Source organism: Corynebacterium sp. HMSC078H07 (assembly GCF_001812805.1).
Taxonomy (GTDB): Bacteria; Actinomycetota; Actinomycetes; order Mycobacteriales; family Mycobacteriaceae; genus Corynebacterium.
The window spans coordinates 12,871-24,898 of sequence record NZ_KV810490.1 but is presented as its reverse complement, the minus strand read 5'-3'; the positions used below and the strand labels follow the sequence as shown (position 1 = coordinate 24,898).

At 61.4% G+C, this 12,028-nt stretch carries 9 protein-coding genes; 7 read left to right on the top strand and 2 right to left on the bottom strand.

Annotation, left to right across the window (positions count from 1 at the left end; genetic code table 11):
• Window positions 1-127: 127 nt before the first annotated feature.
• The 7 genes from HMPREF2875_RS07655 (at window position 128) to HMPREF2875_RS07625 (ending at window position 10,799) form a co-directional block, all read left to right on the top strand.
• Window positions 128-1,474, top strand: coding sequence for a YjiH family protein (locus HMPREF2875_RS07655; protein WP_070671795.1), 1,347 nt, complete (start codon window positions 128-130; stop codon window positions 1,472-1,474).
• Window positions 1,475-1,511: 37 nt separating this feature from the next.
• Entirely contained in the window at window positions 1,512-2,240 is a 729-nt protein-coding gene (locus tag HMPREF2875_RS07650) for an IclR family transcriptional regulator (RefSeq protein ID WP_070671793.1), read from the top strand.
• A gap of 189 nt (window positions 2,241-2,429) precedes the next feature.
• A complete protein-coding gene (hutH, locus tag HMPREF2875_RS07645) occupies window positions 2,430-3,983 on the top strand; it encodes a histidine ammonia-lyase (RefSeq protein WP_070671792.1) in 1,554 nt (517 codons plus the stop codon).
• 246 nt (window positions 3,984-4,229) lie between these two features.
• Entirely contained in the window at window positions 4,230-5,906 is a 1,677-nt protein-coding gene (locus HMPREF2875_RS07640; RefSeq protein WP_070671789.1) for a urocanate hydratase, read from the top strand.
• 21 nt (window positions 5,907-5,927) lie between these two features.
• Entirely contained in the window at window positions 5,928-7,109 is a 1,182-nt protein-coding gene (hutI, locus tag HMPREF2875_RS07635) for an imidazolonepropionase (protein ID WP_070671787.1), read from the top strand.
• A gap of 86 nt (window positions 7,110-7,195) precedes the next feature.
• Window positions 7,196-8,758 (top strand): ATP-binding protein, encoded by a 1,563-nt coding sequence (locus tag HMPREF2875_RS07630; protein ID WP_070671785.1) that lies wholly within the window; start codon window positions 7,196-7,198, stop codon window positions 8,756-8,758.
• 67 nt (window positions 8,759-8,825) lie between these two features.
• The gene (locus HMPREF2875_RS07625) at window positions 8,826-10,799 is read left to right on the top strand and encodes a DEAD/DEAH box helicase (protein ID WP_070671782.1); all 1,974 of its coding nucleotides are present in this window, start codon (window positions 8,826-8,828) and stop codon (window positions 10,797-10,799) included.
• A 154-nt stretch (window positions 10,800-10,953) separates the two neighbouring features.
• Here the strand turns inward: HMPREF2875_RS07625 and HMPREF2875_RS07620 are convergent, their stop codons facing one another.
• Window positions 10,954-11,397 (bottom strand): DUF2269 domain-containing protein, encoded by a 444-nt coding sequence (locus HMPREF2875_RS07620; protein WP_070671780.1) that lies wholly within the window; start codon window positions 11,395-11,397, stop codon window positions 10,954-10,956.
• Between the two features lie 46 nt (window positions 11,398-11,443).
• Window positions 11,444-11,986 carry an HNH endonuclease family protein gene (locus tag HMPREF2875_RS07615; RefSeq protein WP_070671778.1) on the bottom strand — a complete coding sequence of 181 codons (543 nt, stop codon included), beginning with the start codon at window positions 11,984-11,986 and terminating at the stop codon, window positions 11,444-11,446.
• Window positions 11,987-12,028: the final 42 nt, after the last annotated feature.

Sequence of the window (12,028 nt, the reverse complement as noted above, 5' to 3'; positions counted from 1 at the left end):
GCGTGGGCATGGCCAAAGCCGCGTCGTACGTTTGTCGTTGACGTGCGCTTGCTTGGTGCGTTCGGGACAAGAACGTGCTCTTGGCTGTGCTAATGACGTGTCGTTTCCCACCACCGTGAGGTAGAACATGAAATCTGAAGACGCAATCGTTGACGCCTTCTACGAGAGCGAAGACGATGTCCCCTCCAAGAAGGGCATCTGGCGCCTTTTTGTCTACAGTGCCACCGGCGCTTTCGTATTCTTCTTTCCCATCAGCTACGACGGGAAGAAATCCATCCCGCTTGACCACATGGTCACCATCATCCGCACCTATGCCGAGGCGTTCGTGCCCTGGTTCATCCTGGCGCTAGCGCTTTACGGCACGGTGCGCAGCATCGTGAACAAGAATTGGCAGGAGGGGCCGCTGCAGGCGGTCTTTACTGTTCTCAATGTGGTGGGCCTGGTGGTCTCCTTTCTCATGGTCATTGGAACTCTGCCGGGAGTGCTGGGCAACGACGACATCGTGCCTTTCCTGTGGAACTCCATCGCCACGCCAGTGGGACTCATTGTTCCTATTGGTGGTGCCTTCTTGGGCCTGCTCATTGGCTATGGCCTGCTGGAATTCGTGGGCGTGTTCATGCAGCCCATCATGCGCCCGCTGTGGCGCACGCCGGGGCGCTCCGCCATTGACGCGGTGGCCTCCTTCGTGGGTTCTTACTCGTTGGGAATCCTCATTACTGACCGCGTGTATCAGCGTGGCGGTTATACCGCGCGTGAGGCGTCCATTATTGCGACGGGCTTCTCGACGGTGTCAGCGGCGTTCATGGTTATCGTGGCCAAGCAGCTCGACCTAATGGACATGTGGGGCATCTACTTTGCGGTTTCCCTCGTGGTGACCTTCCTGGTCACGGCGATCACCGTGTGGATTCCGCCGTTGAGCAGGATTCCGAATGAGTATGTGGGTGGCGTGGAGCCAGATCCGGAAAAGCCGGTCAAGGGCAACTTCATCAAGGCCGCCTGGCGCGAGGCGCTGCTAGCTCTGGACCGTGCGCCCTCCTTGGGTGCTGCCATCTGGGAGAACCTGCGCGATGGTGTGCGCATGGCGGCAGCGATTGTGCCCTCCATCATGTCCGTGGGCTTGATTGGCCTTTTGCTGGCAAACTTCACTCCGCTCTTCGATTGGCTGGGCTACCTGTTCTACCCGTTCGCGTGGATTGTCCAGCTGCCGGAGCCAGCACTGGCGGGCAAGGCGGCGGCCATGGGAATCGCGGAAATGTTCCTTCCCGCAACCGTGGCGGCTGGCTCCTCAAGCATGGTGCTGAAGTTCGTCATCGGTGTGGTCGCCATTTCCGCCATCATCTTCTTCTCCGCGCTGGTGCCCTGCATCATGGCCACCAAGATTCCGATCAAGCTATGGCACTTGGTCGTCATTTGGTTCGAGCGTGTGGTGCTCACCATCATCATTACGACGCCGATTGCGTTTTTGGTGACCTAACTAGGGCTCACACGAGGGCTCATTAGACTGTGGGCTCATGAGTACCTCCCGAGTCCCGGCGGCGCGCAATGCGCTGGAAATCCTCCGGCTGTTGTCTACCATCGACGTGCCGATTTCCGCCGCACGCATTCGCAGCGAGCTGAATTTGCCGCGTTCCTCCACTTACCACCTACTCAAGGAAATGGTGGACGCGGGATTCGTGGTGCACGTTCCGGAGAATCAGACCTATGGCTTGGGCCTTGCTGCCTACTCCATGGCCGCGGCGTATGCCACGCAACAGCCCCTCGTGCGAGCAACGCAGGGGCACCTCGAACGCATAGCCAGCCGTGTGGGCGGCTCGGGGCACCTGTCGCGCCTGGCGGGATCGGAAATCCTCTACCTCAACGAGGTGCGCGCGCCAGGGGCGTTGTCCTTGGTGACGGAAAGGGGAGTGCGGCTGCAAGCGCAACGGACGGCCTCCGGGCGAGCCATGCTGGCGCTGCTTCCGGAAGCAGAATGGCGGGCGGCATACTTCCCCGGTCCCTTGGGGTTTGGTGAATACAAGGACATCCTGCGCCAAGTGCGTAAGCGCGGGTGGGCCGAAGAGATTGAGGTGGTGGCGCGCGGTCAGGCGTCGGTAGGCGTGGCGGTGGTGGATCACGTTGGCAGACCCGCGGCGGCGCTGGCGGTAACCTTTCCGGTGGGCACTGCCGATGCTGCCAGCGTGGCGCAGCAACTGCACGAAGCCGCGCAGCAGGTGGCGGGGAGGATGTATGGACGCGGCTAGCGAGGGCAGAGTGTACGCAGAAAGTCTTGGCGCGCCGGGGAGCCTGTTGTACTATGAGCGCAGCGCGTAAGGCTGTCGCGCGTATCACTATTTTTCTAAACTTGTGAAAGCAAGTACGTATTTTCGCGTGCCTTTCTCCCCACCGGTGGGTGAGGTGCGGGCAACGCGGCGACGTTGAAGGAGCCTTACATGTCTCATACTTATCCTTCCACCGTGACTGTGGGAATCGGTGCCTTAAGCATCGAGGAGGTCGTGGCCGTTGCGCGCTGTGGCGCGAAGGTAGAAATCTCCAATGAAGCGCTAAATGAAATCGCCACCACGCGTGACCGCGTGGAAGAGCTGGCCCAGGACCCGACTCCGGTGTATGGAATCTCCACTGGTTTCGGTGCGCTTGCGCGCCGCCACATTCCGGAAGAGATGCGCGCCCAGCTGCAGCTGTCCTTGGTGCGCTCCCATGCCGCGGGTACCGGCCCGGAGGTAGAGACCGAAGTGATTCGCGCTCTTATGCTTCTGCGCCTGTCTACCTTGTGCACCGGCCGTACCGGCGTGCGTCCGGTCGTGGCTGAGACCTATGCGGCAGTGCTTAATGCCAACATTCACCCGGTGGTTCGCGAATACGGTTCCCTGGGCTGTTCCGGTGACTTGGCTCCACTTGCGCACTGTGCGCTGGCCTTGCTTGGTGAAGGTGAGGTGCGCGTTAACGGCGGTGAGGTTACCCCGGCCGCCGAAGCCCTTGCGGCTGCGGGCATTGAGCCGCTGCAGCTGCGTGAGAAAGAAGGCCTTGCCCTTATCAACGGCACCGATGGCATGCTGGGTCAGCTCTGCCTGGCCATTACTGACCTGCGTGAATTGGCCAAGATGGCTGATATCGCCACTGCGATGACCGTGGAAGGCCTGCTGGGAACCTTGGTGGTCTTCGCCGACGACCTGCAGCAGCTGCGCCCGCACCCGGGCCAGGCTGATGCTGCTGCCAATATCCTCACCGTGGCAGAAGGTTCTGCGATTCTGGAGGCCGCCCTTGAGGAATTCAAGAAGAACCAGGTGCAGGATGCCTACTCGGTGCGTTGTGCGCCGCAGGTGGCCGGTGGCTTCCGCGATACCTTGGCGCACACCGCGCTGGTGGCCGAACGTGAACTGGCTGCCGCCGTTGATAATCCTGTCGTAGCCAAGGACGGGCGCGTCGTCTCCAACGGCAACTTCCATGGCGCGCCGGTGGCCTATGCGCTGGACTTCCTGGCGATTGTGGTGGCTGACCTAGCCTCCATTTCTGAGCGCCGCACCGACCGCTTCCTCGACACTGCCCGCAACCGAGGCCTTAACGCTTTCTTGGCCGATGATCCAGGCGTGGACTCCGGCCACATGATTGCGCAGTATGCGCAGGCGGGCATTGTTTCTGAGCTCAAGCGCTTGGCCACCCCATCCTCGGCGGATTCCATTCCGTCCTCGGCCATGCAGGAGGACCACGTTTCCATGGGCTGGTCTGGTGCGCGCAAGCTGCGCAAGGCCGTCGACGGCCTGCAGCGCGTGCTCGCTATTGAAATCCTTACCGCCGCCCGCGCCATTGATATGCGTGAAGGTAAGCCGGCCAAAGGCACCGGCGCGGTCATTGATGCTCTGCGTCAGACCGTCCAGGGCCCGGGAACGGACCGCTACCTCTCCCCGGAAATCGAGGAGACCGTGCGCCTAGTCAAGGAAGGCGCGCTGGTGGCTGCGGTAGAGGAGGCCGTCGGCACGCTGCGCTAAGCGCCACCCCGGCCCCCATGGTCGTGCTGTCCCGCACGTTCCATGGGGCTTTTTCTGTGCGCACCGCCCAGGCACCGGTCGCGCGACAGTTTGGTATCTGAGACAGGTAGCTGAAAAGTGCCCTAGATCAAGGTTGTGGGTCACAGTAACTTGTCCTGTGTGACGCCGACCAAGCCTCTAGGGACAGCCCCGGGATACCGGCCTGGGGCTTGGGAGGGCGTCGAGAAGCACGAGCGAAAGGAAGTCATGTCTGAACCCCGCGAAGTACGCGCCCCGCGCGGAACCGAACTCACCGCCAAGTCTTGGCAGACCGAAGCCCCGCTGCGCATGCTCATGAATAACCTCGACCCCGAGGTTGCTGAGCGCCCCGAGGACCTCGTGGTCTACGGTGGCACCGGCCGAGCTGCCCGCAGCTGGGAAGCCTTCGATGCCATCGTGGAGTCGCTCAAGGACCTTGAGTCTGATGAGACCCTGCTGGTGCAGTCCGGCAAGCCGGTGGGTATCTGGAAGACCAACGAGTGGGCACCGCGCGTGCTCATTGCCAATTCCAACCTAGTCGGTGACTGGGCCAATTGGGAGCACTTCCGCAAGCTCGAGGATGAGGGCCTCATGATGTACGGCCAGATGACGGCCGGTTCCTGGATTTACATCGCTACCCAGGGCATCCTGCAAGGCACTTTTGAGACCTTCGCGGCCGTGGCCAAGAAGCGCTTCAACGGAACGCTTGCCGGCACGTTCACCCTCACTGGTGGCTGTGGCGGTATGGGTGGCGCACAGCCGCTGTCCGTCACCCTCAATGGCGGCGCCTGCCTCATCGTCGATGTGGATGAGACCCGCCTGAAGCGCCGCCAGTCCAAGCGCTACCTCGATGAGGTCGTTACCGACCTGGATGAGGCCCTCAAGCTGGTGCTCGACGCCAAGGAGAACAAGAAGCCGCTGTCTGTTGGCCTCGTAGGCAACGCTGCTGAGGTCTTCCCGGAGGTGCTGCGCCGCCAGCGCGCAGGCGATTTCACCGTGGATATCGTTACCGACCAGACCTCCGCACACGACCCGTTGAGCTACCTGCCCACCGAAATCACTGTGGAAGATTGGCACAACGAGGCCAAGGCAGATCCGACGACCTTCACCAAGAAGGCTCGCGAGTCCATGGCTGCTCAGGTTCAGGCCATGGTGGAATTCCAGGACGAAGGTGCGGAGGTCTTCGACTACGGCAACTCCATCCGCGATGAAGCCCGCAAGGCCGGCTACCAGCGCGCCTTCGAGTTCCCGGGCTTCGTTCCGGCCTACATCCGCCCGCTCTTCTGCGAGGGCTTGGGCCCGTTCCGCTGGGCAGCGCTGTCCGGCGACCCGGAGGACATCAAGGTCACCGACCAAGCGCTCAAGGAGCTCTTCCCAGACAACGAGCACCTGCACAACTGGCTCGATGCCGCGGAAGAGTACGTGGAGTTCGAGGGCCTGCCGGCACGTATTTGCTGGCTGGGCTACAACGAGCGTCACAAGGCTGGTCTGCTCTTTAACGACTTGGTCAAGGAAGGCAAGATCAAGGCCCCGATTGTCATCGGCCGCGACCACCTGGACTCCGGCTCCGTGGCCTCTCCATACCGCGAGACCGAGGCCATGCTCGACGGTACCGATGCCGTGGCCGACTGGCCGCTGCTCAACGCCATGACCGCTGTCTCTTCCGGTGCCACCTGGGTCTCCATCCACCACGGCGGCGGTGTGGGCATGGGACGCTCCATCCACGCTGGTCAGGTCACCGTCGCCGATGGCACCGAGCTGGCCGCCGCCAAGCTGCGCGCGGTGCTCACCAACGACCCGGGCATGGGCGTTATCCGCCACGTGGATTCCGGTTACACTCGCGCCAAGGAAGTTGCCGACGAGCGCGGCGTGCGTATCCCGATGGAATTCAAGGCCCGCGACTAGACACGAGAGGAAAAGAAGATCATGTCCACCCTGTTTACTGGAATCTCAGAGCTGCGCACGGTGTCGGAGGCAGGCACGCTTGCCGACGCCGCCCTCATCGCCAACACCGACGGCACCATCGCCTGGATCGGATCGGCGTCCGAGGCGCCGGCCGCGGACGAGAAGGTTGACCTTGGCGGGCGCGCAGTTCTGCCGGGCTGGGTGGATTCCCATACCCACATGATCTTCGACGGCGACCGCTCCGCCGAGTTCGAGGCCCGCATGGCGGGCGAGTCCTACCAGGCTGGCGGCATCGCCGTGACCATGGATGCGACCCGTTCGGCGGGGGAGGAGCGCCTGGAAAAGCTTCTGGTTGAGCGCATTGCCGCTGCCCATCGCGGCGGTACGACGACCCTGGAGACGAAGACCGGATACGGTCTCAATACCGAATCTGAGGTCGAGGCTGCTCGCGTGGCCGCCCGCCACGTTGATGACGTCACCTTCCTCGGCGCACACCTCGTGCCGCCAGGAGCAGAGGCCGAAACCTATCTCGACGAGGTGGTCGGTCCCATGCTCGACGGCGTGGCCGAGCACGTGCAATGGATCGACGTCTTCTGCGAGCGCGGCGCCTTCAACGAGGAGCAGTCGCGCCGCGTACTGGAGGCAGGCAAGGCCCGCGGACTTGGTGTGCGCGTGCACGGCAACCAGCTTGGTGAGGGCCCGGGCGTAGCACTCGCGGTGGAGTTGGGCGCGGCCTCCGTGGACCACGTCAATTACCTCAGTGACGCCGACGTGGAGGCGCTGGCTTCCTCTGACACCGTGGCCACGCTGTTGCCGGCCTGCGACTTGTCCACGAGGGAGCCGCTGGCCCCGGGCCGCAAGCTTCTCGACGCCGGCGCCACCGTCGCCATCGCCTCCAACCTCAACCCCGGCACGTCCTACACGTCCTCAATGAACTTCTGCGTGACCACGGCCGTGCTCCAACAGCACCTCACCCTCGATGAGGCTATTGCCGCCGGCACCGTGGGCGGTGCCACCGCGCTGCGCCGCCAGAATGTTGGCGAGGGCAAGGACGCGCAAGGCCGCCCGGCCAAGGGGTCGCTGGTGGTTGGTGCTGCCGCGGACCTGCACGTGCTCGATGCTCCGAGCGCTATCCACCTGGCCTACCGCCCGGGCATGCCGATGACCTGGAAGACCTTCGTGGGTGGTCGCGAGGTGGGCTGATAAGGCCTCGTGAGCCCTAAAACTCTAGAATGTGAAAGTTTGCAGTCTAGAGTGTAAAAAGTGTCACTCTGCTGTAGGCTGTGGACATGCACTGGACGGTTGAACAGCTCGAGGAGTACCTCGAGCACTGCCGCCTCAGGCAGTCGGATACCACGACTGTGGAGGTGAAATCGGGACGCAGAGGAATGCCTCAATCTTTAGGGGCAACACTGTGTGCCTTTGCCAATATGCCTCGCGGAGGCACGGTCATCATTGGCGTCTCAGAACCGGACTTTGTGGTGCAGGGAGTTGACAGCCCTGCCACCATCGAGAGCGCCTTGGCAGACCAGGCGCGCACTCTCGTAGAGCCGGCTCCGTATATCGAAACGCAGACCCTGTATGTGGCGGGCCGCGCTGTTGTACTGGGACACGTGGAAGGGTTACTTCCACACCAGCGGCCAGCGTTGTATCGCGGCCGCCCCTATTTGCGCATGGCTGATGGTGACTACGTGATGAGCTCAAATGACCTCCGCATGGTGGAGGTTGACAAGCTTCATGCGCGTGAGGCCATGGCCTACGATTCAGTACCTGTACCAGGCTCTGGACTGGACGTCTGCGAAGAATCAAAAGTGAAATCAACCATAGCGGAATTGCGTAAAGCTACGCCTCGCCTCACAGAGGTCAGCGATACGGAGCTGCTTGAGCTTTTCCGCGTGGTGGATGCTCAGGGACAGTTAAGCGTGGCTGGGCTCTACGCATTGGGGCGCTTTCCACAGGGGTTCTTTCCGGACCTTCATATTTCAGCCGCAATCCAATATCCAGCTGGGGACGAAGGGCCGCGTACTCGCAATCTTGAAGAATTCTATGGCTCCGTGCCTGAGCTTGTGGATGCCGCGGTGGCGTGGGTGGAACGTAACATCGATGTTGACTTGGTGTACGGCACTGATGGCCATGTGCGCGAAGTGCCGGAGCTTCCCATGGCGGCGGTACGCGAGGTCATAGCCAATGCCGTGGTCCATAGAGACCTCGGGCCAGAAAGCCTGGGTGCCGGAAAATTCATCACTATTCGGCTTACCCGTCAGGCACTTATCGTGACCAGTCCTGGTGGGTTACGCGGCATCTCCGTGGAGGAATTATCGGGCACAATTTTGTCGCCGGTGGCGGTAAATCCGCGGCTGTACACTTTGGCGACCAAGCTGCGCCTTGACGACGGTGAGCGGGTCATCGAAGGCCAGGGCGGAGGCATGCGTGTGGTGTTTGATTCGCTGAGACGTGTTGGGCTGCGCCCGCCGACGCTTATCGATACTGGCGTGCGCTTCACCGTCATTATGTGGCGCCCGACAAAGGACAACGAGCTCGACAACGCTTTGTTACACCAAGCGCCGGTAGAGCCGCCACTTGTTTCTCCACCGAGTGCTGTGGAACCCACCAGCAGCGTGGTGGAGGACAGTCTTGTTGCCCAACTCGGTGGAAACGCGGCTCTTGTTCTTTCTGCTTTGAGGCGGCAGGGAGCACTGCCCCTCGTTGACATTGTGGCTAACACTCGCCTCACACGCGGCCAAGTTCGTTACGCCTTGGACAAGCTCATGAAGTCTGGGCGGGTAGTGATGAACGGCAAACATGGAGATCGTGCCACGCGTTATGCCCCGCATGATCCGGACACAGAGTAAGTGCATGCCAGGTACTCGGCTGACGAAATGGCTAAATAAGAGTAGGTGCCGTACTCTGGTCTGAGCAATGAGCATTACCGATAACGCCACCGGCGGCGTGAACGAGCCGGAAGAATTCAATATGTCGGAATCTCAGGAAAACTCGCAAGGTGGCGAAGCGCAGGACGCTTCGCAGGCTTCTAGCCAGGACACCGGGGCTGCGAATAACCCTGAGGACACCGGCGCTGAAGAAACTTCAGCCACTGACAACTCCCAGGGTTTTGCACACCTCGGTTTGCCTGATGACGTTCAGGAAGCCGTAGCCAAGGTGGGCTTTACCCAGCCATCCCCGATCCAAGCAGAGACCATCCCGATCCTGATGGAGGGGCGCGACGTCGTCGGCCTCGCCCAGACCGGTACGGGTAAAACCGCAGCCTTTGCGCTGCCGGTTCTCTCCCAGATCGATACTGATGCCCGCCATCCGCAGGCACTCGTTCTCGCGCCCACGCGCGAGCTGGCCCTCCAGGTCGCGGACTCCTTCCAGTCCTTCGCCGACCACCTGGGACGCATCGAGGTCCTGCCCATCTATGGTGGCCAGGCCTATGGCATCCAGCTGTCTGGATTGCGCCGAGGCGCCCAGGTCATCGTGGGTACCCCGGGCCGTGTCATCGACCACCTGGAGAAGGGCTCGCTGGACATCTCCCAGCTGCGTTTCCTCGTCCTCGATGAGGCGGACGAGATGCTCAACATGGGTTTCCAAGAAGACGTTGAGCGCATTCTTGAGGACACTCCGGAGGATAAGCAGGTCGCGCTGTTCTCGGCCACCATGCCGAACTCCATTCGCCGCCTGTCCAAGCAGTACCTCAACAACCCGGCAGAGGTTACGGTCAAGTCGGAGCGCCGCACGAATGACAACATCACACAGCGCTTCCTACTGACCCCACACCGCCACAAGATGGATGCCTTTACCCGCATCCTTGAGGTCATTGACTACGACGCCATCATCGTTTTCTGCCGCACCAAGCATGAGACTGAAGAGGTTGCGGACAACCTCAAGGAGGCTGGCTACAACGCTGCCGCCATCAATGGCGACATTGCCCAGCAGCAGCGTGAGCGCACCGTGGACCAGCTCAAGGACGGCCGCCTCGACATCCTCGTGGCAACCGACGTGGCTGCGCGTGGTCTCGACGTGGACCGCATTACCCACGTGGTCAACTACGATATTCCGAATGACACTGAGTCTTACGTGCACCGCATCGGCCGCACCGGCCGTGCTGGCCGCACTGGTGAGGCCATCCTGTTCGTCACTCCACGTGAGCGCCGTATGCTGCGCTCCATTGAGCGCGTGACCAACGCTCGCTTGGAAGAGATGGACCTGCCGACTGCCGACGAAGTCAACGCGAAGCGCAAGGAGAAGTTCTTCAACTCCATCGGCGCCTCGCAGGAGGACAAGCAGTTCGAGTTCTTCCGCGACATGGTGCGCGAGTACTCCGCTGCAGAAAACGTGGCCATGGATGACATCGCTGCATCCATTGCAGTGCTGCTGCAGGGCGGTACGGACTTCCTGCTGAAGGAACGTCCCGTCACCAAGAAGGACCGCCGTGAGCGTGAGCGCTTTGAGCGTGATGGCCGCGGCCGTGATCGCGACGGCCGTGGCCGTGACCGCGGTGGCCGCGACCGTGACCGTGGCCCGCGCCGCCCAGACGGTGACTTTGAGACCTACCGTCTGGACGTGGGCAAGCGTCAGAACGTGCGCCCAGGTGCCATCGTTGGTGCACTGGCCAACGAAGGCGGACTGACCTCCAAGGACTTTGGCCGCATCACCATCGCGGTAGGCCACACCCTGGTGGATCTGCCGAAGAATCTGGACCCGGCAGTACTGGACCGTCTCAAGGACACCCGCATCTCCGGCCAGCTCATCAAGATTCAAAAGGATACCGGCCGCCCGCCACGCCGCAACTTCGACGATGACCGCGGTGGCCGCGGTGGCCGTGGGGGCCGTGGCGGATATCGTGACCGTGACCGCGGTGGACGTGGCGGCCGTGGAGGCTGGCGCGACTAAGCAACTGTCGGCACTGGTGACGTACTAGTGCCAACGCAGAAAACCTCCCGAACTCTGAAAAGTCTTCGCCCAGATGGGGGATTTATGAGCAGACTTTCTAGTGTTCGGGAGGTTTTACGTTAGCGAAGCGCTGTCCCTCCGCTGCGCAAGTGTGTTAGACGTACATGAGGATGGCGCAGACAACCCACAGCAGGTTGAAGATACCGGAGAACATCGCCAGCTGCTTCTTCAGCTTGGCAACATCGGCGGTGCCGGGGGACGTGATGGCAGCCAAAGCCTTGTTCTGCTTCGGAATAACCATGGCGAGCAGGATGACCCATGCGATGACTGCGAGCAGGATTGCAATGTGGAACTGGACCTGGGACTTATAGGCGTCAAGGTCAGTAAGGAAGACTGCCAGACCGATAACCGGAACGATGGTAGAGATGTAGCCATAGGTGGTGGTGATCTTGTTGAGGACGCCCGCAGCACCAGCAGCGGACGCATCGCCAGCAGCGGCCTTCTCAAGTTGGCCCGGGAAGGCAGAAGTGGAGACACACACGGTACCGACCAACAAAATAGCGGCGAAGGCGTGGAGGAAGATGAGCAAGCTAGTCATGAGGAGAAGTATTTACCTTTCTGGTCATGGGTTTCCCTGCGAAAGTCTAACGGCGCTCCGTAATGAAATCGAATCGACACTGATGACGCATGGCCTCGTAGTCGCGGACGGGAAGTGGTAGTTCATACTTCCGCGCCACGGCAGCGAGCCTTCGCGAATAGTCACACCGGTCTGTCGGTGGAAGCCAGTCACCAGGCAGTGAATCTGACTTTGCTTGGTTGAGAGTTCGAGCGGTGGCAACGAGGTTGAGTGGGTCGTTAGCAAACGCGAGCTTGTGCTCTCTTGTCCACGTCGACGCACCGAGGTCCCATGCTGCGGAGAGTGGAAAGACGTGGTCCACTTCAACGCGGTCCGGGGCAGGGCCGCTGGAGTAAGGGTCATAAAGGATGCCGTTGACGGTTTGGGTGTCTTTGATGGCCTCGCGTGTGCCGGGCAGCCAACCACCAAAGTCAGCACGTTCATAGCCCGGTGTCGATACGCGCGCGGGCACTGTGGCCACTCCTAGGTTGGGGCCGGGGAAGAAGTGGTAGACCCCGTAGACCAGGGTCGCAACGGAAAGCAGACTGATGTAGGCGGTGCGCGCGTTCATGCTCTTTTAGACTGTGCGCAATGTGGAGAGGTTCCTAAAAAC

Coding starts and splice junctions, on each gene's coding strand:
- HMPREF2875_RS07655 (WP_070671795.1), top strand. CDS start 128: ATGAAATCTGAAGACGCAATCGTTGACGCCTTCTACGAGAGCGAAGAC.
- HMPREF2875_RS07650 (WP_070671793.1), top strand. CDS start 1,512: ATGAGTACCTCCCGAGTCCCGGCGGCGCGCAATGCGCTGGAAATCCTC.
- hutH (WP_070671792.1), top strand. CDS start 2,430: ATGTCTCATACTTATCCTTCCACCGTGACTGTGGGAATCGGTGCCTTA.
- HMPREF2875_RS07640 (WP_070671789.1), top strand. CDS start 4,230: ATGTCTGAACCCCGCGAAGTACGCGCCCCGCGCGGAACCGAACTCACC.
- hutI (WP_070671787.1), top strand. CDS start 5,928: ATGTCCACCCTGTTTACTGGAATCTCAGAGCTGCGCACGGTGTCGGAG.
- HMPREF2875_RS07630 (WP_070671785.1), top strand. CDS start 7,196: ATGCACTGGACGGTTGAACAGCTCGAGGAGTACCTCGAGCACTGCCGC.
- HMPREF2875_RS07625 (WP_070671782.1), top strand. CDS start 8,826: ATGAGCATTACCGATAACGCCACCGGCGGCGTGAACGAGCCGGAAGAA.
- HMPREF2875_RS07620 (WP_070671780.1), bottom strand. CDS start 11,397: ATGACTAGCTTGCTCATCTTCCTCCACGCCTTCGCCGCTATTTTGTTG.
- HMPREF2875_RS07615 (WP_070671778.1), bottom strand. CDS start 11,986: ATGAACGCGCGCACCGCCTACATCAGTCTGCTTTCCGTTGCGACCCTG.